Origin of the sequence: Cupriavidus taiwanensis (assembly GCF_900250115.1) — a bacterium.
GTDB lineage: Bacteria > Pseudomonadota > Gammaproteobacteria > Burkholderiales > Burkholderiaceae > Cupriavidus > Cupriavidus taiwanensis_B.
This window is the reverse complement of sequence record NZ_LT984804.1, coordinates 710108-734552: the sequence shown is the minus strand read 5'-3', so window position 1 is coordinate 734552 and position 24445 is coordinate 710108. Positions and strand designations below refer to the sequence as shown.

The 24445-nt window shown below is 70.1% G+C and carries 19 protein-coding genes; 11 read left to right on the top strand and 8 right to left on the bottom strand.

Annotation, left to right across the window (positions count from 1 at the left end):
* Position 1: 1 nt before the first annotated feature.
* Positions 2 to 2761 carry a LuxR C-terminal-related transcriptional regulator gene (locus CBM2586_RS20085; protein WP_115689422.1) on the bottom strand — a complete coding sequence of 920 codons (2760 nt, stop codon included), beginning with the start codon at positions 2759 to 2761 and terminating at the stop codon, positions 2 to 4.
* 170 nt (positions 2762 to 2931) lie between these two features.
* Positions 2932 to 4479 carry an AMP-binding protein gene (locus CBM2586_RS20080; RefSeq protein WP_115665237.1) on the bottom strand — a complete coding sequence of 516 codons (1548 nt, stop codon included), beginning with the start codon at positions 4477 to 4479 and terminating at the stop codon, positions 2932 to 2934.
* Between the two features lie 253 nt (positions 4480 to 4732).
* Here CBM2586_RS20080 and CBM2586_RS20075 point away from each other — a divergent pair, with 253 nt between their 5' ends.
* The 4 genes from CBM2586_RS20075 to CBM2586_RS20060 all read left to right on the top strand — a co-directional run bounded on the left by CBM2586_RS20075 (position 4733) and on the right by CBM2586_RS20060 (position 10144).
* Entirely contained in the window at positions 4733 to 5884 is a 1152-nt protein-coding gene (locus CBM2586_RS20075; RefSeq protein ID WP_115689420.1) for an acyl-CoA dehydrogenase family protein, read from the top strand.
* Positions 5885 to 5925: 41 nt separating this feature from the next.
* On the top strand, positions 5926 to 7161 hold the full coding sequence (locus tag CBM2586_RS20070; RefSeq protein ID WP_115689418.1) for an acyl-CoA dehydrogenase family protein: 1236 nt from the start codon (positions 5926 to 5928) through the stop codon (positions 7159 to 7161).
* Positions 7162 to 8093: 932 nt separating this feature from the next.
* Entirely contained in the window at positions 8094 to 9230 is a 1137-nt protein-coding gene (locus CBM2586_RS20065; protein WP_115689416.1) for an FAD-dependent monooxygenase, read from the top strand.
* A 68-nt stretch (positions 9231 to 9298) separates the two neighbouring features.
* Positions 9299 to 10144 (top strand): IclR family transcriptional regulator, encoded by an 846-nt coding sequence (locus CBM2586_RS20060; RefSeq protein ID WP_115665242.1) that lies wholly within the window; start codon positions 9299 to 9301, stop codon positions 10142 to 10144.
* A gap of 21 nt (positions 10145 to 10165) precedes the next feature.
* On the opposite strand, the gene CBM2586_RS20055 is transcribed toward CBM2586_RS20060, so the two are convergent.
* From CBM2586_RS20055 to CBM2586_RS20030, 6 genes are all read right to left on the bottom strand, one after another.
* A complete protein-coding gene (locus tag CBM2586_RS20055; protein ID WP_115689414.1) occupies positions 10166 to 11017 on the bottom strand; it encodes an IclR family transcriptional regulator in 852 nt (283 codons plus the stop codon).
* Between the two features lie 101 nt (positions 11018 to 11118).
* Complete coding sequence (locus CBM2586_RS20050; RefSeq protein WP_115665244.1) at positions 11119 to 11871, bottom strand: CoxG family protein; 753 nt, start codon at positions 11869 to 11871, stop codon at positions 11119 to 11121.
* On the bottom strand, positions 11861 to 12337 hold the full coding sequence (locus tag CBM2586_RS20045; protein WP_115689412.1) for a (2Fe-2S)-binding protein: 477 nt from the start codon (positions 12335 to 12337) through the stop codon (positions 11861 to 11863). Before CBM2586_RS20045 ends, CBM2586_RS20050 begins: the two co-directional genes overlap by 11 nt.
* Before the next feature lie 11 nt (positions 12338 to 12348).
* Entirely contained in the window at positions 12349 to 13215 is an 867-nt protein-coding gene (locus CBM2586_RS20040; RefSeq protein ID WP_115689410.1) for an FAD binding domain-containing protein, read from the bottom strand.
* Positions 13208 to 15499: a xanthine dehydrogenase family protein molybdopterin-binding subunit gene (locus tag CBM2586_RS20035; protein ID WP_115689408.1), complete on the bottom strand. Its 2292-nt coding sequence runs from the start codon at positions 15497 to 15499 to the stop codon at positions 13208 to 13210. Before CBM2586_RS20035 ends, CBM2586_RS20040 begins: the two co-directional genes overlap by 8 nt.
* Before the next feature lie 61 nt (positions 15500 to 15560).
* On the bottom strand, positions 15561 to 16559 hold the full coding sequence (locus CBM2586_RS20030; RefSeq protein WP_240987977.1) for a Bug family tripartite tricarboxylate transporter substrate binding protein: 999 nt from the start codon (positions 16557 to 16559) through the stop codon (positions 15561 to 15563).
* A gap of 312 nt (positions 16560 to 16871) precedes the next feature.
* On the opposite strand from CBM2586_RS20030, the gene CBM2586_RS20025 reads away from it, so the two are divergent.
* The 7 genes from CBM2586_RS20025 to CBM2586_RS19995 all read left to right on the top strand — a co-directional run bounded on the left by CBM2586_RS20025 (position 16872) and on the right by CBM2586_RS19995 (position 24421).
* On the top strand, positions 16872 to 17393 hold the full coding sequence (locus CBM2586_RS20025) for a MarR family winged helix-turn-helix transcriptional regulator (protein WP_115689404.1): 522 nt from the start codon (positions 16872 to 16874) through the stop codon (positions 17391 to 17393).
* A 206-nt stretch (positions 17394 to 17599) separates the two neighbouring features.
* Entirely contained in the window at positions 17600 to 18448 is an 849-nt protein-coding gene (locus tag CBM2586_RS20020; RefSeq protein ID WP_115689402.1) for an IclR family transcriptional regulator, read from the top strand.
* A gap of 32 nt (positions 18449 to 18480) precedes the next feature.
* Complete coding sequence (locus tag CBM2586_RS20015) at positions 18481 to 19722, top strand: ABC transporter substrate-binding protein (RefSeq protein WP_115689400.1); 1242 nt, start codon at positions 18481 to 18483, stop codon at positions 19720 to 19722.
* A 1-nt stretch (position 19723) separates the two neighbouring features.
* On the top strand, positions 19724 to 20866 hold the full coding sequence (locus CBM2586_RS20010; protein WP_115689398.1) for a thiolase family protein: 1143 nt from the start codon (positions 19724 to 19726) through the stop codon (positions 20864 to 20866).
* Positions 20863 to 21216 carry a Zn-ribbon domain-containing OB-fold protein gene (locus tag CBM2586_RS20005; RefSeq protein WP_115665252.1) on the top strand — a complete coding sequence of 118 codons (354 nt, stop codon included), beginning with the start codon at positions 20863 to 20865 and terminating at the stop codon, positions 21214 to 21216. The genes CBM2586_RS20010 and CBM2586_RS20005 overlap by 4 nt, the downstream gene beginning before the upstream one ends.
* Before the next feature lie 138 nt (positions 21217 to 21354).
* Positions 21355 to 22272, top strand: a complete 918-nt coding sequence (locus CBM2586_RS20000) for a tripartite tricarboxylate transporter substrate binding protein (protein ID WP_115689396.1) — start codon at positions 21355 to 21357, stop codon at positions 22270 to 22272.
* Positions 22273 to 22309: 37 nt separating this feature from the next.
* Positions 22310 to 24421, top strand: a complete 2112-nt coding sequence (locus CBM2586_RS19995) for an acetate--CoA ligase family protein (protein ID WP_115689394.1) — start codon at positions 22310 to 22312, stop codon at positions 24419 to 24421.
* Positions 24422 to 24445: the final 24 nt, after the last annotated feature.

Genomic DNA, 24445 nt, shown 5'->3' with positions numbered 1-24445 from the left:
TTCAGAGCAGGCCGAGCTGGCGCGCGATCGCGACCGCCTGGGTGCGGTTGCTGGCGTGCAGCTTGGCGCTGATATTGCGCAGGTGCGTGCGCACCGTGGTCTCGGACACGAACAGGCGTTCGGCCATGGCAACGTTGGAGTAGCCCTCGGCCAGCAGGTGCAGCACCTTCTGCTCCTTGGGCGTCAGCGGCTCCACCAGCGCCGGCGGCGCGGCTCGGCCAGCACCGCCGGGCGGCTCCGCGGCGGCCTGGCCGCAAGCCTGCAGCAGCTTTTCAACATAAGGGGCCGGCAGGCTGGCCGCCTGCCGCGCGCAGGCGTCGGCCACCAGCCGGCGCACATCGTCGCCCTCGTCGGCAAAGATGCGCACGAAGCCCTCGGCCGCGCCGAAGCGCAGCGCCTCGCCCATCACCACCAGCGCATGCGCACCGTCGCCGCAGCGCTGCCACGCCTGCGCCAGCAGGATGCGCAGCTTGAGGGCGCGGCGCATCAGCTGGTTGCCGGCGGCGGCGGCCAGCTCCCGCTCGATGGCCTCGCGCACCGGCGCGCCGGGACGCGCGTACAGGTCCAGCCGCAGCCGGCCCAGCGTGATGTCCTCGACATCGCTGGCAAAGGAGCTGACGCCGGGACGCGTGCGCCACAGCGCCGGATCGGCGGCGCGCTCGATCGCCTCCTGCGCGGCATGCACATTGCCCTGGCGCAGCGCCAGGCGGGCGCGCTCCAGCATCGCCGCCATCACCAGCCGCGTCAGGCCGCGATGATGTCCCAGCGCTTCGAGCTGCGCCAGCCATTCGTGGGCCTGGTCGGTCTCGCGGCGCTCGAAGGCGATGCGCGCCAGCACCGCGTGGGCGGTGATGATCTGGTCGGGCAGGCCGAGGTCGCGCGACAGCGGCAGGTAGACATTGAGCAGGCGGCTGGCGCGATCCGGATCGCCGCTCTCGTACAGGCCCTCGGCCAGCAGGATGCCGGCCATGGCGTTGCCGTTGGTGGGCCCGAAGCGGTTCGGCAGCATCGTGCTGGCGGCGATGCGGAAGCGCGCCAGCGCCTGCTGCAGCCGGCCCTGGCGCAGATCGATCAGGCCCTCGACCGATTCCGAGAAGATCTTGTTGAAGTTGCTGTCGGACCCGCGCACCGCGTGCCGCGCCACCTGCAGCAGCCGGCGCGCTTCGGGATAATCGCCGGCCACCGCGGCCAGCCGCGCCATCGAGGTAGCCAGGATCGCATCGGGGAAAGCATAGCCCATCGGCAACGGCGGCAGCTCGTTGCGGGCGAAGGCGCGCGCGTCGTCGAAGCGGTCCATCATGTTCAGCAGCATGTGGCGCAACGCGCGGATATGGGCCAGCAGGTCGCCGGCCGCGCCCTCGGTGGGAATCTGCTGCAGCAGCGCGATCGCTTCGGCCGGCCCGCGCGTGAACGACACCGCCCACACGCGCGCGATCTGCAGCTTGGGCAGCCGGGCCAGGTCCTCGGCGGGCACCGACTCCAGCCAGCGCGTCAGCAGCCGCATGCGGCCCTGCGCCAGCAGGTCGTCGGCGGCGCTGTCGAGCAACTGCAGCGCATGCGCCAGCGCACCGGCGGCGAAGGCATGTTCGATCGCGGGCACCAGGCGCCCCTGCGACTCATACCAGCGCGACGCCGACAGGTGCAGCCGCGGCACCGACTCGGGCATTGCCTGCGCCAGTTGCGCGCGCAGGAAACCGGAGAACAGGCTGTGATACCGATACCATTGCTCGGACTTGGCGCCGGAGCCGCGCTCGCCATAGCGTTCGCTTTCCAGCGGCAGCAGGAACAGGTTGGCGCGCTCCAGCCAGGCCAGGATCTCCTCGCTGCTGCCGGCTGCCGGCTGGCACACCGCATCGCACAGCGGCCCGCATAGCTGGTCGAGGATCGAGGTACGCAGCAGGAAGTCGCGCACCGCTTCGGGCAGGTGCAGGAACACGTCTTCGACCAGGTAATCGGCAATGGCCGCGTTCGAGCCCGAGAAGCCGGCGATAAAGCCCTCCGGCTGGGTGCGCCGCTCCAGCGCCACCGACGCCAGCCACAGTGCCGTGGCCCAGCCCTCGGTGCGCCGGTGCAGCACGCTGATGGCGGACTGCTCCAGCTTCAGCCCGCGCGCCTGGCGCAGGAAGGAGGCAGTCTCGTCGGCGGAAAAACGCAGCTGCGCCGGCTCGATCTCGAGCAGCTCGCCACGCGCGCGCAAGCGCGCCAGCCCGGTTTCGGGCACCCAGCGCGTGCCGATCACCACGCGGCAGCCCGGCGGCAGGCTTTCCACCAGCTGCCAGACCAGTCCCGCCACCGCGGCGTTCTGCACCGCTTCGAAATCGTCGAGGAACAGCGTGAAGTCGCCGTGATGGCTGGCGAGGCGGTCGATCAGCGCCAGCGCCTGCTCGCCCGGATCCTGCGCCAGCGCCTCGCGCGCGGACCGGTCCGGCGCGCCGCTGCCCAGGCCCTGCGCGATGGCGGCCTCGATCGAGCCGAGGAAGCGCGAGGTGTCATTGTCGGAGCGGTCCAGCGTCAGCCACGCGGTGCGGCCGCCGGCGGCCTCGAGCCGCGCGCGGCACTGGAGCATGGCGGTGGTCTTGCCGAAGCCGGCGGGTGCGCGCACCAGCACCAGCTTGACGAAGCCCGCCGCGCACACGGCATCGCAGATCGCCGCGCGCTGGACCTGGAACGGGCTCAGCAGCGGCGGACGCAGCTTGGCGGCCAGCGATGCCGCGCCTGCAGGTGGCGGCGTGCGCCGTCCGGTCTCCTCGATACTTGCCATTGGCTGTCAGTGGTCTCCCGCACATCGCGGCCCTTGCCGGGCACGCCATGCGCCCCCGGCGCTGCAGGATGCAGGCGGGCGGCCGTGGCTGTGGTGTAGCGAGGCATTATGACGTAAACCGCTGCGCTGGCGAAAACGCGGGCAGCGGCAGGGCAGCGCTTGCCGGTGCCTCACACCAGCTTGCTGGCGTGTCCGGCCCAGTAGCGGTCGCGTAGCAGCCGCTTGAGCAGCTTGCCGGTGGGCAGGCGCGGCAATTCGGGCTCGAAGTCGACCGAGCGCGGGCACTTGAGCGCCGACAGGTTGGCGCGGCAGAACGCGATCAGCTCGGCCGCCAGTTCGGGCCCGGCCTGGCCCATGTCGGCGGGCTGCACCACGGCCTTGACCTCTTCGCCGAAGTCCTCGTTGGGCACGCCGATCACGGCGACATCCATCACCTTCGGATGCGTCATCAGCAGGTTCTCGGCCTCCTGCGGGTAGATGTTGACGCCGCCGGAGATGATCATGTTGGCCTTGCGGTCGGTCAGGTACAGATAGCCGTCCGCGTCGACGTAGCCGACATCGCCGATGGTGCTCCAGTCCGGATGCTGCGGATGACGGGTCTCCGCGGTCCTGGCCGCGTCGTTGTGGTACGTGAACGGGCGGCCCTCGGCAAAGTAGATCGTGCCCGGCTCGCCCGGCGGCAGCAGCGCGCCGTCCGGCCCGCAGATGCGCAGCTTGCCGACCATGGCCCGGCCCACCGTGCCCTTGCGTTCCAGCCATTGCGGCGTGTCGACCACGGTCACGCCGTTGCCCTCGGTGCCGGCGTAGTACTCCCAGATCACCGGCCCCCACCACGCGATCATCGCTTCCTTGACCTGCACCGGGCATGGCGCGGCCGCGTGGATCGCCACGCGCAGCGACGATACGTCATAGGCCTGCCGCTGCGCCTCCGGCAGCTTGAGCATGCGCGAGAACATGGTCGGCACCAGCTGCGTATGCGTGATGCGGTGTTGCTGCACCAGGCGCAGGAACTGCTCGGCGTCGAAATGCTCCATCACCACCGCGGTGCCGCCCAGCGCCTGCACCGACATGTTGTACCGCAGCGGCGCCGCGTGGTACAGCGGCGCCGGCGACAGGTAGCGCGTGTCGGCATCGAAGCCGTAGAGCCGCTGGCACAGCGCGGTCAGCGTCGTCGGCGCGTCGATGTCGGGGCTCGACGGGGGCGCGTACACGCCTTTGGGCCGGCCGGTGGTGCCCGACGAATACAGCATGTCGCCGCCGGTCACTTCGTCGGCGATGCGCGTGGCCGGGCAGCCGGCCAGCGCGGTCTCGTAGCCGTCATAGCCCGGCACCGTGCCATCCAGCATCAGGCGCGCCTGCAGAGCCGGCGTCTGCCCGCTCAGCGCCGCGGCGATCTCGGCCTGCGCGTGCGTGGTGACCAGCACGCGCGCGCCGCTGTCATTGACGATATAGGCCGCGTCGGCGGCGTTCAGGCGCGTGCTCAGGCAGATATAGACGATGCCGCTGCGCTGCGCACCCCAGCACAGCTCGAACAGCCGCGCATGGTTCTCCACCATGAAGGCCACGCGGTCGCCGGGCTGCAGGCCCAGCTTGCGGAACAGGTGCGCGACCTGGTTCGAGCGCTGGTCCAGCTCGCGGTAGGTGACGACGGCGCCGCTGCCGCCCATGATGACGGCGGGCTTGTCGGGCGTGCGCTGCGCGTGGATGTGCGGATGCATGGCGTGGTGCTCCTCGACTGGGTTGGTGGGTGGGCGGATGCCGATTCCGCATTCTCGGAACCCTGGCCGGTTTGACCATCGTCGGAAGCGACGAAGCGGCGCGACCGTGTTTTGCCGCAGCGCCGCAAAGGAACGCGGCTGCGGGCAGGGGTTCAGCTTCGTCCGATGCGACGATGCGCCGCCCTGCTGCCTGGCCGGAAGATGACCGCCACGCTACCGCCCTCACGCCTCACCCTTATCCGAAGGAGCCAAGGTGGATTTCCAGTTCAGGGAAGAACAGTCGATGCTGCGCGACACGCTCGCGCGCTACCTCGCCGATCACTACGATTTCGAAGCCCGCCGCGCCGCGGCGCAGTCCGCGGCGGGTTGGCGCCCGGACTGCTGGCGCGCGTTTGCGCGCGACCTGGGCATCCTCGGCGCCGCGTTTCCCGAGCACCTCGGCGGCATGGGCGGCGGCGCGGTCGAGCATATGGTGGTGATGGAACAGCTCGGCCGGCACCTGGTGCTGGAGCCCTACCTGGGCACCGTGGTGCTGGGCGGCGGCGCGCTGCTGCACGGCAGCCCCGAGCTGGCGGCGCAGTGGATCCCGGCCATCATCGGCGGCGAAGCCACGGTGGCGTGGGCCCATGCCGAGCCCGCCAGCCGCTACTGCCGGCACGACGTGCAGGCCAGCGCCACGCGCCAGGGGGACGGCTACCGGCTCAGCGGCCACAAGCACGCCGTGGCGGGCGCACCGTTCGTCTCGCATCTGCTGGTCAGCGCGCGTAGCGGCGGCGCACGCCGGGACCAGGGCGGCATCAGCCTGTTCTGGATCGCGCGCGACGCGCCGGGCGTGACGCTGCGCGGATATCCCACCTTCGACGGCCAGCGCGGCGCCGAGGTGCTGCTCGACAACGTGCAGGTGCCGGCCTGCCAGCGCATCGGCGAAGAAGGTGCAGCGCTGCCGCTGATCGAGCAGCTGTGCGACCACGCCATGATCGCGCTGGCCGCCGAAGCCAATGGCGCGATGGCGCGCATGCTGGCCGACACCATCGACTACGCGCGCCAGCGCAAGCAGTTCGGCGTGCCGATCGGCACCTTCCAGGCGCTGCAGCACCGCATGGCCGATATGTACATGCAGCTGGAGCAATCGGTGGCGCTGACCCAGGTGGCGGCGATGCAGGCCGCCGGCACGCCGGCGGTGCGCGCGCAGGCCGCGTGCGCGGCGAAGATCCAGGCCGGCCAGGCGGGCACCTTCGTCGGCCAGGGCGCGGTGCAGATCCACGGCGGCATGGGCGTGACCGAAGAACTGGCCGTAGGCCACTACTTCAAGCGTGTCACCGCAATCGACCTGCAGTTCGGCTCGGCCGAGCACCACCTGCGCCGCTATGCCGACCTGCTCTATCCCATCCGGGCCGCAGCCTGAAGCCGCCCCTATCCACCATCGAATACCAGCGAGGCCCGTCGATGCATCTCGATCTCTCCCCGCAAGACCAGCGGTTCCGCGAAGAAGTGCGCGCCTGGATTGCCCAGGCCTATGACGCCGACCTGCGCGCGATGATGGCGCAGTCCAAGAACGGCTACCTCGACAAGGCCGGACAGGTGCGCTGGCAGAAGGCGCTGCACGCGCGCGGCTGGGCCGCGCCGAACTGGCCGAAGGAATATGGCGGGCCGGGATGGAGCGCGGCGGAGCGCTTTATCTTCCAGTCCGAACTGGCCGCGGCGGGATGTCCGCCGGTATCGCCGATGGGCCTGAAGATGGTGGCGCCGGTGATCATGAAGTACGGCACGCCCGAGCAGAAGCAGCGCTTCCTGCCGCCCATCCTCAGCTCCGACGTCTGGTGGTGCCAGGGCTACTCCGAGCCCAACTCCGGCTCGGACCTGGCGTCGCTGCAACTGCGCGCCGACCACGGCATCGACGGCGACGGCGAGCACTACCTCCTGAACGGCTCCAAGATCTGGACCACGCATGCGCAGTGGGCCGACTGGATGTTCTGCCTGGTGCGCACCAGCCGCGAATCGAAGCGCCAGGAAGGGATTTCGTTCCTGCTGCTCGACATGCACACGCCCGGCATCACGGTGTCGGCGCTGCCGACGCTGGACGGCCCGATGCCCGGCCAGCAGGAGGTGAACCAGGTCTTCTTCGAGAACGTGCGGGTGCCGGTGGCCAACCGCATCGGCGAGGAAGGCAAGGGCTGGACCTACGCCAAGTACCTGCTGGAATTCGAGCGTGGCGGCACGTATAGCCCGATGCTGCGCAAGCAATTGTCCAAGATCGCGGAGATCGCCGCGGATCAGCCTGGCGACGACGGTGGGCGGCTGCTGGACGACCCGGTGTTCCGGCGCAAACTGGCCCCGCTGCACCTGCGTGCGGCGGCGCTGGAAGCGGTGGAATTGCGGGTGTTTTCCGGGGTGGAATCGGGCACCTCGATCGGTGCCGCATCGAGCATGCTCAAGCTCACGGGCACCGAGACGCTGCAGGCGGTTAGCGAGCTTGCGGTAGAGGCGGCGGGGCCTGCGGCGCTGCCGTTTATGCAGGACACCTGGGCTGAATTGCAGGGACGCGAGGCGCCGCTGCGAGTTGGGCCGGACTATGTGGCTGTGCTGGCGCCGCGTTATTTCAACTATCGCAAGGCTTCGATTTACGGGGGGTCTAATGAGATCCAGCGCAATATCATTGCGAAGGTTGTGTTGGGGCTTTGAGGGTGGGGGGCTACGTGCGACCGATTTTTTGGGGGTGGTCGCTGTTGGTGACATGCTGTCGGCTGTTGAACCGCGTGGTTCCGCCCTCCTGGGCGGGTCACTTTTTGGCCGAGCGCCAAAAAGTAACAAAAAGCGCGTTTACTGCCGTGCGGGCGGCATGTCTTATCGTAGTGTGCCTGGGGGTTTTCGTACGGGGCTGGGCTTCCTCACATAGCTGGACTGCCTGCCGCAGGGGTGCGCCACGGTGGCAGGGGCGTTGGCGTGGTGTTTGAACGAGCCCAGAGCGCTCGGTGGCCGCCTGCTGCGGGCCTTGTCGTAGGAACGCCTACGGCTGCTGCGCCGTCAGTATCGCGGGGCGTCTGCCCTGGCACGGAACGCTTCGCTGCGTTCGCTTAGCGCTTTTCGGTGCGTGCGAACGATTCGCTTCGCTTCGGCGCAGGAGTCCCCTGGAGGGGCGCGCCACGACAGCGCGTGCGAGCGCAGCGACGCGCTCCGTGCCAGTGCAGTAGACCTGCGTTAGGGAGCGCGCGCAGCGCAGCCGTAGGCGTCCCGCCAATAACGCCGTTAGCAGGCTGCCACCGACCTAAAGTCGGATTCGTCCATCCCCTCGAACGCCAGGCACCTCCAGGTAGTGTCAGCAGGGTCGAACCACCAACCGCCTGACCGCAAGTCACCACCGCTGGAACCACTAACGCCGCCTTAGCCAGCCGCTTAGGCGACGCGTTTTTTGGTTACTTTTTGGCGCTCGGCCAAAAAGTGACTCGCCGGCTACGCCGGCGAAACAGCCACGCCCGCCAAGAACGATAAACCACCGCATTGCCTCCCAGACCCCGCCTAGGGTTCCCCCTTAATTGACGCTCCCTTCTCTCACCCATATATTTTTATGAACATCTAGTTCATTTTTGAACAAACAACAACGTCAGCTGGAAACAATGCCTCTCAAAATCGGAATCAATGGCGCCGGCATCGGCGGCCTCGCCGCGGCCATTGCGCTGCGCAAGCTCGGCATGGAAGCCGTGGTCTACGAACAAGCCCCCCGCTTTGCCCGCGTCGGCGCCGACATCAACCTGACCCCGAACGCCGTGCGGGCGCTCGACGGGCTGGGCGTTGGCGAGGCCCTGCGCGAGACCGCCGCGCGTCCCAGCCATCGCATCAGCCGCATGTGGGATACCGGCGCGGAGACCTCGCGGCTGCCGATGCAGGAAGAGGCGGAACAGCGTTATGGCGCGCCGCAGCTGACCATGCACCGCGCCGACCTGATGACCGCGCTGGAAGCCGCGGTGCCGGCCGCCTGCATGCGGCTCGGCCACAAGGCGGTGGCGGTCGAGGCCCGCGCCGATGGCGCCACGCTGTCCTTTGCCAATGGCGCGCAGGAGCACGTCGACGTGCTGGTAGGCGCCGACGGCATCCATTCCACCGTGCGTACCGCGCTGTTCGGCCAGGAAAGCCCGATCTTTACCGGCGTGGTCGCGTATCGCGCCGTGGTGCCGGCCGGGCGCCTGGCCGGCGTGCCCAACCTGGGCGCCTTCACCAAATGGTGGGGCCCGGACGCGGCCACGCAGATCGTCACCTTTCCGCTCAACCGCGGCCGCGACATCTTTATCTTTGCCACCGTCGCACAGGAGGCCTGGCGCCATGAATCCTGGACCACGCCGGGGCGCGTGGAAGACCTGCGCAACGCCTATGCCGGCTTCCACCCCGAGGCCCGCGCGCTGCTCGACGCCTGCGACGACGTGCTGATCTCAGCGCTGTACGTGCGCGATCCGCTGCCGGCGTGGTCGGCGGGACCGGTTACGCTGATGGGCGACGCCTGCCATCCGATGATGCCGTTCATGGCGCAGGGCGCGGGCATGGCGATCGAGGACGGCGTGGTGCTGGCGCGCTGCCTGGCCGATGCCGCCGGCGACGGCGCCGCCGGCGTGCCTGCCGCGCTGGCGCGCTACCGGGCCGCGCGCCATGCGCGCACCAGCCGCATCCAGGTCGGCTCGCGCAGCAATGCCTGGCTCAAGGACGGCGGCAATGCCGACTGGGTGTACGATTACGACGCCTGGAACGTCGCGCTCGGCTGAAGCCAGCCCGCGTTTCACGCCAGCACGGCCGCCTGCGCGGCCGTTTTCCATGGACTGCTCTCGCCAACATGCCCAAGTCACGCCCGCCGACCGAACCCGATCTCGACGACGGTCCCGCGCCGGAAGATGCGCGCGAGGCCCAATTGGTGTCGCCGGTGATCCGCGGCCTGCGGCTGCTGCGCTTTATCGCCGAAGGCGGCGCCACCGCCAACCTGAGCGAGGTCGGCCGCCGCATCGACGTGAACCGGGTCACGGTGATGCGCCTGCTCGATACGCTCGAGCATGAAGGCATGGTCGAGCGGCTGCCCCAGGGCGGTCACCAGGTCGGCTTCAATTTCCTGAAGCTGGCCTCGCGCGTGCTGGCCTCCAACGACCTGACCAGCTTTGCCGGGCGCGTGCTGGCGCGGCTCAGTGCGTCGCTGCAGCTGTCGGCCTACCTGGCGGTGCGCGATGGCGGCGATGCGCTCTACCTGCTGCGGCAGATGCCGGCCGCCGCGCTGGTCAGCAATATCCAGGTGGGGAGCCGCGTTGCCGCGCACCTGACCACGCCGGGCCGGATGCTGATTGCCGAACTGCCGCCCGAGACCCTGCGCGAATTGCTGGGGCCGGATCCGCTGCCGGCGGTCACCGGGCAGAGCCCGGCCACGCACGCACGGCTGTCCGAGATCCTGGCGGCCGACCGCGAACGCGGCTGCGCATGGAGTTTCTCCGCCTACGAACCAGGCATCGATGCCTGCGCGGCGCCGGTGCGCGGCGCCGACGGCGCGGTGATCGCCGCCATCAGCGTGGCCGGGCCGCAGCAGCGCTTCGAAGCCGACACCGCCTTGCGCGAACGCGTGGCGAAGGAAGTCCGGCAGGCGGCGCGCGACCTGTCCGGGCTGATGGGCTACCGCGGCGACGCTGCAGCGCGGTGACGCGGTACGGGTGGATCCGGTTCAGGCGAACGGCCTGGGCACCTCCGGCCGGTAGTCGAGCAAGCGCGACAGCTCCGCCGCGGCGCGCCGCACCTGTTCCACCATGTTGTCGAGCTGGTCCGGGTCGATGCGCGCGGCCGGGATGGTCGCGCCCAGCGCCGCGGTCACCTTGCCGCTGCGGTCGCGCACCGGCGCCGCGATGGTCGAGATGCTGGCCTCGAAGAATCCTTCGTGCAGCACGTAGCCGCGCTGGCGGTCGCGCTGGACCATTTCGTACAGTTCTTCGACCGTGCGCGGCGTGCTTTCGGAATAGACTTCCAGCCGCTCTTCCGGATAGAGCGCGCGCAGTTCGGCCAGCGACAGGTCTTCCAGCAGCACGCGCCCCAGCACGGTGGCATGCGCGGGCAGCCGGGTGCCGACATTGACGGTGCTGGCAAACGGGCGCGATGCCACCGACTTGGCCACATAGACGATGGAGCGCCCGTCGCGCACCACCAGGTTGCACGGGTAGTGGATCTCGTCGCGCAGCCGGTCCAGCAGCGGACGGCCGAGCTCGGTCAGCTCCAGCGACGCCAGGTAATCGAAGCCGAGGCGCAGCACCGCCATGCCCAGCCGGAACTCGCGCCCGCCGTCGGTGCGCTCGACGAAGCCCATCATTTCCAGCGTGGCCAGCAGCCGGAACACGGTCGAGCGCGGCACCTTGAGCCGGCGCGCCAGCTCGGCGGCCGACAAGGTGCGCTCGCGGCTGCTGAATTCGCCCAGCAGGCGCAGGCCGCGCTCCAGCCCCGGCACGATGTACTTGTCCTGCGCGCTCTCCGGCGCACCCTCCTGGCCGCCCTCTTGTGCATCTTTTTGCGGCGAATCGGTCGTCATGGTCTGTCTCTGCAATATTCGGTCTTGGCGCAACGCTCTCATATATCACGCCCGCACCCGATAGGGTACCCGTATTGCCGACAGCGCCCGCGACCCCGCCGCTATGTCGCCGGGCGCAGGTAGTCGCGCAGCCACGCCGCGCACTGCTCGCCGTGGGCCGCGGGCCAGCGCACCACGATGGTCTCGTCAGGGCGCCGCAGCTCGATGCAGATGTCAGCAAGCGGACCGCACGCGGCGTCGAGCCGGCGCCCGAACAGCCGCCTGAACAGTCCCGCCCGGGCCGGTGGCGGCGCCCGATCCTGCGCCGCCAGCACCGCATGGCCGTGGGCGGCCGCGGACGGCGCAAGCGCGGCCGCTTGCGGCACCGCGGCGGGTTGCTGCGCCCGGCCGGGTGCGGGCTGCCCGTCCTGCGGCGACAGCCGCGCCAGCAGGTTGGCGCCAAACTCGTCCCACATGCGGTCGGCCTTGGTCTTCATCACGCTCAGGCCGAAGGTACCCAGCCGGCCCAGCACATCCACCTGCACCCGGATCCGCAGTTGCGTGCCGCCATGGTCGAGCGGCGTCAGGAACAGCTCGCTCGACTGCCGCAGCGAGCTGGCCACCGAAGCATCCTCGCCGGTGCCCTCGGTGCGCAGGTAATGGGGCGCGCGGGTCTCGACGATCCTCGTATGCAGGCGGAAGCGCGCGTTGATGAAGGCAATCTTTACCGCCATGTGGGCGACGTACTCGACCTCGCTGAGCACTTCGATCGATGCCATGCCGGGCACGCACGCGCCCATCACGTTGGGGTCGAGCAGCAGCTCCCACACGCGCGCCGGCGGCGCCGCGGTAACCAGGGTCTTTTCAATTTCCACGCATTGCCTCCGCGGCGGACAGGACCGATTCGACGATGCCGACATAGCCGGTGCAACGGCACAGGTTGCCGTTCAGGCCGCGCCGGACTTCTTCTTCGGTCGGATTGGGATTGTGGGCGAGCAGCGCGCACGCCGCCATCAGGAAGCCCGGCGTGCAATAGCCGCACTGCAGGCCGCCGTGCTCCACGAAGCTTTGCTGCAGCGGATGCAGCTGGCCGTCGGCGGCCAGGCCCTCCACCGTCATCACATGGCGGCCGCGCGCCTGCGCCGCGAGCATCAGGCAGGACTTGACCACCTCGCCATCGACCAGCACCGAGCAGGCGCCGCAGATGCCGGTCTCGCAGCCGCGCTTGGTGCCGGTCAGGTTCAGGTCGTCGCGCAGCAGGTCGGCAAGCAGGCGCCGTGCCGGCACCTGCACCTGGTGTTCTTCACCGTTGACGGTGAGTTCGATGCTGATTGGGTTCATCAGAAGCCTCCTTACTCCGATGCCACGCCGAACAATGCGGCGATAGTGCGGCGCGCGACCACGCGCACCATGTCGCGGCGGTAAGCCTCGGACCCGCGCGCGTCCGACACCGCGTTGATGTCCTCGGCGATGATGGCCGCGGCTTGCGCGGCCAGTTCCGCCGTCACCGCCTGGCCCGCCAGCAGCGCCTCGGCGCGCCGCAACCGGCGCGGCACCGGCGTCGACGCGCCCACCGCCAGGCGGGCCGCGACGCAGAACGCGCCCTCGCGCCGCACCGCCAGCGCCACGCTGGCCAGCGGGCGGTGCTCGGCGGCGGTGCGCAGGAAGCGCGCATAGTGGCCATCGGCCCCGGCACCCGGCGCGGGCACGCGGATCTGCGTGACGATTTCATCCGGTGCCAGCGCCGTGACGTAGTAGTCGACCAGGAAGTCCTCGATGTCGATCACGCGCTCGCCGCCGCAGCCGCTGACCACGATCTGCGCGCCCAGCGCCATCAGGCAGCCGGGCGGATCGGTGGCCGGGTCGGCATAACAGAGGTTGCCGCCGAGGGTGCCCTGGTTGCGCACCTGCGGATTGGCGACGCGCGCAGCCATGCTGGCCAGCATCGGACAATGTGCCTGCACCAGCGGCGAGCGCGCGACCTCGGCATGCAAGGCGAGCGCGCCGATGCGCAGGCCGTCGCGCGCATCGAAGCTGATGCCACGCAGCGCATCGAGCCGGCCCAGCGAAACCAAATGGCTGGGCGCCAGCATGCGCTGGCGCATGCCCAGCATCAGCGCGGTGCCGCCGGCAAAGATGCGGCAACTGTCGCCCAGGTCGGCCAGCATGTGGCTGGCTTCGGCCAAGGTGGCCGGCTCCAGCAAGGCAAAATCACGCATGGGTGGCCTCCTCTTCCTTCAGCGCGCGCAGGGCCGCCAGCACCTTCTCGGGCGTGATCGGCAGCGACCGGATGCGCACGCCGACCGCGTCGAACACGGCGTTGGCGATCGCCGCCGCGCCCGGCAGGATCGCAGTCTCGCTGGCGCCCTTGGCGCCGTAAGGCCCGTTGGGGTCGTTCGATTCCACCACGTCGGTGCGCAGCATCGGCACGGCGTCGGCGGTGGGCATGGTGTAGTCGGCGAAGTTGCCGTTCATCAGGCGGCCGTCCTCGTATTGCAGGTGCTCGTACAGGGTCCAGCCGATCGCCTGCACGGTGGCGCCGTGGGTCTGGCCGTGCACCGCGAGCGGGTTGATGGCCTTGCCGCAGTCGTCGGCGACGAAGCTGTCGATCACGCTGACCTGGCCGGTGCAGGTGTCGACCTCCACTTCCACCGCCTGCGCCGCGAACGAATGCGCGGGCGCGACGTTGCCGTAGTAGTCGGCATCGTGCATCACCGTGGGCGCGTCGTAGCTGGCACGCACGTGGATGCCCTCGCCGCCGTGGCGGAAGATATGCAGGCGCGCGATCTCGGCCAGCGTGGCGGACCGGTCGGGCTGGTCCGGCACCGCGATGCGGCCATCGGCGATCACCAGCTGCCGCATGTCCACGCCGAGCTTTTCCGCCGCCAGCGCCAGCAGCTTCTGCCGCGCCTCGCGCGCCGCGCGCAGCACCGCGTTGCCCGAGATGATGGTCACGCGCGACGCCAGCGAGCCCAGGCAGAACGGCGCGGTATCGGTATCCGGCGCCATCACGGTGACGTGCGACAGCGGAATGCCCAACTCCTGCGCGCAGATCTGGCTGAGCATGGTGTTGGCGCCCTGCCCCATGTCGCACTCGCTGGTCTGCAGCATCACGCGGCCGTCCTCGTTCATCTTGAGCAGGATGGTCGAGCCGTCCCAGTTGCCCAGCGTGCGGTTCCCGCTGACGTGCATCGCCGCGGCAATGCCGACGCCGCGCCGGCGCGTGCCGGTGCCGCGCGGCGCGGCGCGCTTTTCGTCCCAGCCGATGGCGCGGCGCGTCATGTCCAGGCATTCGGCCATGCCGGTGCTGCTGATCTTCCAGCCATGCACGCTGGTCTCGCCGGCGCCGATGGCATTGCGCCTGTGCACTTCGATCGGGTCGATGCCGAGCATGCCGGCCAGCACCGTCAGGTGGCAGTTCAGCGGAAACTGCATCTGCTGCCCGCCGAAGCCGCGGAAGGCGCCGCGCGGCGGGTTGTTGGTATAGGCCATCACCGCGTGCGAGCGCACGTTGCGCACGCGGTGCATGTTGTCGCTGCGCATGGCGGTGACGTGCATCACATCGCCGGCAAGGCCGGAATAGGCGCCGCACTCGGCCGTGATGCGCACGTCCTTGGCCAGGATCACGCCATCGGCGGACAGGCCCAGGCGCAGCCAGACCTGCATCGGCACGCTCGCGCGCGCGCCCTGGAAGTCTTCCAGGCGGTTGTTGGCCAGCCGCACCGGACGCTCCAGCCGGCTCGCCAGGAAGGCGCAGATCAGGCTGTTGTTCTCCTCGACGATCTTGGCGCCGAAGCCGCCGCCGGTGGTGGCCTGCACCACGCGGATGGTCGAGACCGGCCGGTCCAGCGCCTCGGCCAGCCGCGCGCGCGCCAGGAACACCGACTGCGTCGACGCCCACAGCGTGAGCCGCCCGTTGCCGTCCTGCGCCGCCACCGAGGCCATCGGCTCGAGATAGCCGGGGTACTGCGAATGCATGTCGTAGGTGGCTTCGTACACCGCGGCGCACGACGCGAACGCGGCCTCGACGTCGCCGCGCTCGATGCGCATTTCATGGCCGATGTTGCCGGTGCCGGCGTGGATCTCCGGCGCGCCCCCGGCCAGCGCCGCGGCCGGCGTCAGCAGCGCGGGCAGCGGCTCGTACTCGACCTGGATCAGGTCCAGTGCGTCGCGTGCGATCTCCTCGCTGACCGCCACCACCGCGGCCACTTCCTCGCCGACATGGCGCACCACGCCGCAGGCCAGGATGTGCTGCTCCTTGCGGTGCGGGCCCCAGTGGCGGGCCGGCACGTCATGGCCGGTCGCCACCAGCTTCACGCCGGGCAAGGCCTTCGCGGCGGCGGTGTCGATGCGCACGATGCGCGCGTGCGGGTGCGGGCTGCGCAGCACCTTGGCGTGCAGCATGCCGGGCAGCTTGATGTCGCCGGCGTACTGCGCGCGGCCCATGACCTTTTCCCGCGCGGTCACCTGCGGCGTGGAGGTTCCCACGATGGCCCTGCTCATGCCGGCCTCCTGTCTGTCGTTGTCGATGGCGTGGCGCGCGCGGACGACGCGCTGGCGCCGGTCATTCGGCGGTGATCGCCAGCTCGCGGATCACCTTGCCCAGGCGCTCGTAGTCGGCCGCGTTGACCTTCTCCAGCGCTGCCGGCGCGCCGCCCACCGGGGTGGCGCCGAAGGTGGCCATCTTGTCGGCCACGTCGGGCAGGCGCAGTACCTCGTTGAGCTGCTGGTTCAGGGTCTTGATCACCTCGGGCGGCGTGCCTTTAGGCGCCATCACGCCGTGCCACGCGCCGACCACCACGTCCTTGTAGCCCAGCTCGGCCAGCGTCGGCACGTTGGGCAGCAGCGGCGAGCGCCGCGCATCGGTGATCGCCAGCGGAATCAGCCGGCCCGTATTGAGGTATTGCGCCACCGGACCCAGCGTGACGTAGGCAAACGGCACGTGCCCCGCCACCACGTCGTTGACCGCGGGCGCCACGCCCTTGTAGGGCACATGCTGGATCTTCACGCCGGCGGCGCGGTTCAGCATCTCGCCGGCGATATGCATCGGCGAGCCCGCGCCCGGGCTGCCATAGGTCAGCGCCTTGCCGGCCCTGGCCGTGGCCACCATCTCCGCCACCGTTTTCACGCCCGCCTGCGGATTGGCCACCAGCAACACCGCCTGCACGGCGGTCTGGATCACCGGCACAAAGCCGTGCAGCGGGTCATAGCTGGCCGACGGCGCCAGCTTCAGCACCATCGGCGCCAGCGTGAACGGGTTCGGCGTATACAGCAGGGTGTAGCCGTCCGCCGGCGCGCGGCTGACGAATGCGGCACCAACCACGCCGCCGGCGCCGGGGCGGTTTTCGACGATGACCGGCTGCTTCAGGCGGGCCGACAGCTTGTCGGCGTAAAGCCGCGCCATGGCGTCGGTATCGCCGCCCGGCGGGTAGGCCACGACCATGGTTACGGCCTTGGCCGGATACGCGGGGGCGGCCAGCGCGGTGCCCGCGCTCAGCGCAAGCACGGCCATGGCCGCGGTGGCGACGGCGGCAGCGGCGCGTCGGGGACGTTGTTGTCTCATCTACGGCTCCTGTGGGGGCGCATTCGCGACGCTGGAGTTGTGCACATCGCGAAACCAGGGGTGGCGTGGGTACAACTCTCGTCGCTTGTTTTATTAGTGAAACCTAAGCTCAAACAAGGAACACAGGCATCGTAGGATGCGTAAGTTGACAACTCAACTTACGTTAAACACTGATTGACTATTTATATTTTCCAAATGTCGATTGCACCCGCCTGCATCGATACGGTGGCGGCAATGGCAAGCGCCTGTGAGACAATCTGCCCCGCCCACCGGCCACGCATCCTGGCCGGCAGACCAGACCAAGAGGAACGCATGCCCCGTGATGCCGCGCCCGCCCATGGCACGCCCGCGCCCGCCCCTGCCGCCAACGCCAGCCCGTGGACCAACCTCGACGAGGCCGGCAGCGGCCTGACCGTGGACAACTTCCTGACCACGATGCTGAGCCAGCTGGTGACGGCGCTGCGAAGCACGGTCACCAAGCCCTATGCGGAGCAGTTCGGCCTGACCGTGCCGGAATGGCGCATCCTGGCGCTGCTGGCCCATGCGCGCGCGTTGCCGTTTGCCGAACTGGTGACCCAGTCCACCTCGGACAAGGCACTGGTCAGCCGCACCCTCCGGCTGCTGGAGGACCGCGGGCTGGTGCAGCTGACCTCCGCCGGCAATACCCCGCGCAAGAAGCTGCTGTGCGCCATCACCGAAGCCGGCATCGCGCTGCACGACCAGGTCATGCCGCTGGCGCGGCGCGGACAGGCCGAAGTGATCCGGCAGCTGTCGCCGCAGGAGCGCGAGGCGGTGTACCAGGGACTGCGCAAGCTGCTGCGCGCCCAGGCGTAAGGAAAAGGGCCGCGTCGGAAGTCGGCGCTGCCCTGCCGAAACTCTCAAAGGCCGCCTCGAAACCGGCTGCTGGCGCCCGTGGCCTGCCGCCACTGTTTCATCCCGCAAAACTTCTCCACGCCCGACAATGACGGCGCGTTTGCTATAGCCTATAACGTCTGCTACCGGTTTCATGTAACGAAAGCCGGACCAAGGAGACGAACGGCGTGACCATTCCGAGCACCTCGCTGCAGAAGGCCTGCCGCCTGCTGCGCGCGCTGACCGATGCCCGCAACAGCCGCCTGACCGACCTGGCCCTGGCCGCTGGTGTCGACAAGGCCTCGGCGCTGCGGCTCCTCGAAACCCTGGCGGCCGAGGGCATGGTGCAGCGCGATCCGGCGACCAAGGCGTTTGCGCCGGGGCGGGAATGGCTGGCCTTGCATGCCACCGCGCTGCAACGTACCGACCTGCGCCCGCTGGTGCGTCCGGCGCTGATCCGGCTGGCCAACGCCTTCGAGGACAGCGCCATCCTGTCGGTGCCGAGCGGCTGCGAATCCATTTGCATCGAGCTGCGCCTGGGCACCTTCCCGATCCGCGCCAATTACCTGGATATCGGCAGCCGCCGGCCACTGGGTGTCGGCGCTGGCAGCCTGGCGTTGCTGGCCGCGCTGCCCGATGCCGAGGTCGACGCGACGCTCGAAGGGATCGCGCCGGCGCTGCGCCGCTACCCCCGCTTCAGCCGGCCGATGCTGCTTGAGCACGTGCGCGCGACGCGCGAACGCGGCTACGCGGTCCTGCTGGACGTGGTGATCGAACGCATGGGCGGCATTGCCATCGCCCTGCCCGGCCCCGACGGCCATCCGCTGGGCGCTCTCAGCATCGCCGCTCTCAATGACCGCATCACCAGTCGCGAGGCCGCCATGGCCCGCGCATTGAAACGCGAGGCCGACGCTATCTGCCAGACCTGGCGCCGGCACGCCAGGGCAAGCGCCGATACCGGGCGGCCCGCGCCCCGCCCACGCATGCCACACCCGCGCAAGGCCGCCGGCGACGGCGATCGCCCCGGGCCGCCCTGAGCCAGACACCACAACAGACCGGAGGAGACACCATGACGCTTTGCCATTCGATCCGACGCCGGACCGCCGGCGTCCTCGCGCTTGCCGCGGCGCTGGCCTGCGGCACCGCCCAGGCGCAGCCCAGGGCCGCGATTTCCGACGACGTGGTCAAGCTCGGCATGCTGCTCGACATGAGCGGCCTGTATGCCGACGTCACCGGCCGTGGCAGCGCCACCGCGGCGCAGATGGCCATCGACGATTTCGGCGGCAAGGTGCTCGGCAAGAAGATCGAACTGGTGGTGGTCGATCACCAGAACAAGGCCGACATCGCCGCCAACAAGGCGCGCGAGTGGTACGACACCGGCAATGTCGACGCCATCCTCGACGTGGCCGCGTCGGCGCCGGCGCTGGCGGTGCTGGAAGTGGCGAAGCAGAAGAACCGCATCGTGGTGTTTTCCGGGCCTGGCACGGAACGCATTACCAACGACCTGTGCACGCCGGTGTCGGTGCACTACGCCTACGACACCTACGCGCTCGCCAACACCACCGCGCGCGCCACGGTGCAGCGCGGCGGCAAGAGCTGGTTCTTCCTGACCGCCGACTACGCCTTCGGCCATACGCTGCAGGACTCCGCCACCGCGGTCATCAACGAGACCGGCGGCAAGGTGCTGGGCGCGGCGCGCCACCCGATCGGCGCCAGCGACTTTGCCTCGTACCTGCTGCAGGCGCAGGCCAGCAAGGCGCAGATCGTCGGGCTGGCCAACGCCGGCGGCGACACCATCAACGCGATCAAGGCGGCAGCGGAGTTCGGCCTCACGCGAAACAACGCCCAGCGCATGGCGGGCCTGCTGCTGTACGTCAACGACATCCACGCCATCGGGCTGAAGACCGCGGCCGGCCTGCTGCTGACCGAAGGCTTCTACTGGGACATGAACGACGCCACCCGCGCCTGGTCGCGCCGCTATTTCGAGAAGCTGAAGAAGATGCCCAACATGAGCCAGGCCGGCGCGTATTCGTCGGTGACGCACTACCTGAAGGCGGTCCAGGCGGCGGGCACCGACGAGACCGCGGCGGTGATGAAGCAGATGAAGTCGATGCCGGTCAACGACTTCTTCGCGAAGAACGGCCGCATCCGCGAGGACGGCCGCATGATCCACGACATGTACCTGTTCGAGGTGAAGACGCCGGCCGAATCGAAGTACCCGTGGGACTACTACAAGGTGGTGGCGACGGTGCCCGGCGACCAGGCCTTCATGCCGGCAGCGAAGTCGAAGTGTCCGCTGCTGCGGCACTGACATGAACGCCACCTATGTACGCGGCACCGGCAACACGCGCTTCGGCCGCATCGACGGCAGCACCCCGCTGACGCTGATGGCGCAGGCCGCCGACGCGGCGCTCGCCGATGCCGGACTGGCGCGGGCCGAGGTCGACGGCGTGCTGTGCGGCTACGCCACCACGCTGCCGCACCTGATGCTGGCCGACCGCTTCTGCGAATACGCGTCGCTCAGGCCCGCCTACGCCCACGGCGTCGCCGCGGGTGGCGCCACCGGCGGCGTGATGGCGATGCTGGCGCACGAACTGGTGCGCGCCGGCCGCTGCCGCCATGTGCTGGTGGTCGCGGGCGAGAACCGCCTGAGCGGCCAGAGCCGCGACCAGTCGGTCCAGACGCTGGCGCAGGTGGGCGAGCCGCATGCCGAAGTGCCCAACGGCGCCTCGGTGCCGGCCTATTACGCGCTGCTGGCATCGCGCTACCTGCACCAGACCGGCATGGATGCCGATGCGCTGTCCGGCTTCGCGGTGCTGATGCGCGAGCACGCCGCCGGCCATCCGGATGCGCACCTGCGCGAGCCGCTGTCGCTGGCGCAGGCACGCGCCGCGCGCCAGATTGCCACGCCGCTGCGGCTGTCCGACTGCTGCCCGATTTCCGATGGCGCGGTGGCGGTGATGGTCTCCGCCGATCCTGGCGCGGGCACGCCGGTGCGCATCGCCGGCGCCGGCCAGGCGCACCGGCACCAGCACCTCGGCGCACTCGACGACGTGATGCAGACCGGCGCCGCCGACGCCGCGCGGCGCGCCTTTGCCGAGGCCGGCGGCGATGTGGACAGCATCGACTGCCTGGCGATCTACGACTCGTTCACCATCACCCTGGTCATGCTGCTGGAAGAACTCGGACTGGCGCCGCGCGGACAAGCGCATGCACGGCTGCAAGCCGGCGATTTCAGCCGCGGCGGCGCGCTGCCGCTCAATCTGCATGGCGGGTTGCTGGCCTTTGGCCATTCCGGCGTCGCGGGCGGGCTGATGCATTTTGCCGAAGCCGCGCGCCAGCTCGCCGGACGCGCCGGGGAACGTCAACTGAGCCAGCGCCGCCGCGCGCTGTTCCATGCCGACGGCGGCGTGCTGTCGTCCCATGTCAGCCTGGTGCTGGAGGCCGCGCCATGAGGCATCCCTATACCGACGGACTCGATGCCGGCGTGGTGCGCTACCAGTGCTGCGACGACTGCGGGATCTGGCAGCCGCTGGAGCGCCACGCCTGCCGCGCCTGTGGCAGCCGGCAATTGCGCTGGCGCGATGCCGGCGGCCTGGCCACGGTCTATGCCGTCACCGAGATCAGCCGCGCCCCGACCGATGCCTTCCGCGCCCTGGCGCCCTACACGCTGGTGCTGGCCACGCTGGACGAGGGTCCACGCGTGATGGGCCATGCCGAGCCCGGCGTGGCGATCGGCGAGCGCGTGCGTGCCGGCTTCGTGCGCTTCGGCGAAGGGACGCTGCTGCGTTTCCTGCGCGAGTAGCGGCCTGCGGGCGCCAGCCGGCGCGCGCCTGTCTCCATCCCAGCCGGCACCCATAACCGGAGAACTTCCTTGGCACCGAATCGATCCCGGCGGCACGCGCTCGCCCTGCTTTCCTGTCTCGCCTTGTCCGCGGCACTCATGACGCCAGCGCTGGCGCAGTCCTTCCCGGCCAAGCCGATCCGGCTGGTGGTGCCCTACCCCCCCGGTGGCCCGACCGACATCGTCGCGCGCGTGGTCGGCCAGAAGCTGGCGGACAAGCTTGGCCAGCCCCTGGTGGTGGAGAACCGTCCCGGCGCCGGCGGCAACATCGGTGCCGAAGCCGTGGCCAGGGCCGCCCCCGACGGCTACACGCTGCTGGTCGCCACCACCGCGCATGCGATCAACATGACGCTGTTCCGCAAGCCCGGCTACGACACGCGCAAGGACTTCGCCCCGGTGAGCCTGCTCACGCGCGGCCCGCTGGTGCTGGTGACGGCGCCCGCCACACCCGCGGGCAATGTCGCGGAGCTGATCGCGCTCGCCCGGGCCAGGCCGGGGCAGGTCACCTTTGCCAGCTCCGGCAACGGCCAGTCCACCCATCTGGCCGCGGAGCTGTTCAACAGCATGGCCGGCGTGCGCATGACGCACGTGCCATACAAGGGCAGCGCGCCCGCGCTCACCGACGTGATGGGCGGCCAGGCCACCGTGATGTTCGACACCATGCTGTCGGCCATGCCGTTCGTGCGCGACGGCAGGCTCAAGGCGCTGGCCATCACGGGCGCGGCGCGCTCGCCGGCCGCGCCGGACACGCCGACCATCGCGCAGTCGGGCCTGCCCGGCTACGAGGCCAGCGCCTGGAACGCGCTGCTGGCCCCCGCCGGCACGCCCCCCGCGGTGCTCGATACGCTCGGCTCGGCGCTCAAATCCGTGCTCGACGATGCGGACGTGCGCGCGCGCTTTGCCACGCAGGGCTTTGCCGCGGAATGGACCTCGCCACCAGCGACCGCGAAGTTCCTCGACCAGGAAATCGATAAATGGTCCCGGGTCGTCAAGGCGTCCGGCGCCACCATCGACTGATCGCTACGCACCACTCACGCCCCCAACGCCCCCCGCCATGACCGCTCCTCTCCAGTCCCTGCTCGCGCCCCGCTCCATCGCCGTGATCGGCGCCTCCGACAACATCCACAAGATCGGCGGCCGGCCCATCCATTACATGCAGACGCACGGCTACGCCGGCACCCTCTATCCCGTCAATCCGCAGCGCGACACCATCCAGGGCCTGCGCGCCTTTGCCTCGCTGGATGCCCTGCCGGAAGTGCCCGAGCTGGCCATCATCATCGTCGCCGGCGACGCCGCCGTGCAGGCCGTGCGCGACTGCGCGCGGCTGGGCGTGGCGGCGGCCATCGTGATCGCGTCGGGCTTCGGCGAGGCGGGTGCCGAAGGCCGGCGCCAGCAGGAGGAGATGATGCGCGCCGCGCGCGCCAGCGGGCTGCGGCTGGTCGGGCCCAACAGCCAGGGGCTGGCCAACTTCGGCAGCGGCGCCATCGCCAGTTTCTCGACCATGTTCATCGAAGTGCCGCCGCAGGACGGGCCGGTCGCCGTGGTCAGCCAGAGCGGCGGCGTGGCGGCCATGGTCTACGGGCTGCTGCGCGGCCAGGGCATCGGCGTGCGCCACATGCATGCCACCGGCAACCAGGCCGACATCACCGTCAGCGAGCTGGCGCTGGCGGTGGCGCACGATCCCGGCGTGCGGCTGGTGCTGCTATACCTGGAAAGCCTGTCCGACCCCGAGGTGCTGGCCGAGGCGGCGCGCGTGGCGCGGGCGCGCAACGTGCCGATGGTGGCGGTAAAGGCCGGGCGCTCGCACGACGGCCAGCGCGCCGCCGCGTCGCATACCGGCGCCATCGCCAACGAGGACCGCGCGGTCGATGCCTTCCTGCAGCGCCATGGGATCTGGCGCGTCGATGATGCGCACGCACTGGCGCGCTGCGCGCCGCTGTACCTGCGCGGCTGGCAAGCCGAGGGCAGGCGGCTGGTGGTGGTCAGCAATTCCGGCGCGAGCTGCGTGATGGCGGCCGACGCCGCACCGTCGTGCGGGCTGACGCTGGCGCCGCTATCCGGGCACACGCGGGCTGCGCTGGCGCAGCGCCTGCCGGGCTTCGCCGCCACCGCCAACCCGGTCGACGTCACCGCGGCGCTGCTGACCAACAGCGCGCTGTTCGGCGAGGTCCTGCCGGTGGTGGCAAGCGATCCGGCCGCGGACCTGTTCCTGCTCGACATTCCCGTGTCCGGCATGGGCTATGACGTACCGCGCTTCGCCCGCGACGCCGCCGCGTTTGCCGACAGCGCGGACAAGCCGATCGCCGTCGCGGTGTGGCAGGCGCCGGTGGCCGAGGCCTTTCGCCAGGCCGGCGTGCCCACCTTCGCCAGTGCCGCCGAAGCGCTGGCGGCGCTGGGGCAACTGGTGTCGCACCGGCAGCGCCTGCGGCAGATCGCGCAGGAAGGCGAGCCGCCGCTGCCCGCGGCCCCGGTGTTGCCGGCAGATGCCCGCGCGAGCGTGACGCTGAGCGAGGCCGCCAGCCTGGCGCGCCTTGCCGCCGCCGGCGTGCCGGTGGTAGAGCACTACCTGTGCCAGGATGTCCAGGCCGCGGTGGCCGCGTGGCGGCGCATCGGCGCGCCGGTCGCGGTCAAGGCCAGCTCGCCGCAGGTCCCGCACAAGAGCGAACATGGGCTGGTCGCCCTGCACTGCAACGACCCCGAGGCCGTCGCCAGCGCGTTCACCTCGCAGGTCCGCACTCTGAAAGCCATGGGCGCCGCGTGCGAAGGCATCGTGGTTGCGCGCATGTCGCGCGGCCAGCGCGAATGCATGATCGGCGCGCACTGGGATCCGGTGTTCGGCGCCGTGCTGGTGGTAGGCGATGGCGGCAAGTATGTGGAAGTGCTGCGCGATACCGCGGTGCTGCTGGCGCCGTGCCGGCAGGCCGAGGTGGCGCGGGCGCTGGAGCGGCTGCGTATCGCGCCGCTGCTGCACGGGGTGCGCGACGAGCCCGCGGTCGACATCGGCGCGCTGTGCCGGCTGGCGGTACAGGTGGGCGAACTGGTCCGGGCGGCCGGCGGTGCGATCCGCTCGGTCGACCTCAACCCGGTGATGGCAAGTCCGGAGGGCGTGGTGGTGGTCGATGCGTTGATCGAGGTACCAGATGCCGCACCGCCCCTGCGCTCCTGAGGGAAGCGGCATGGACACGTGCCC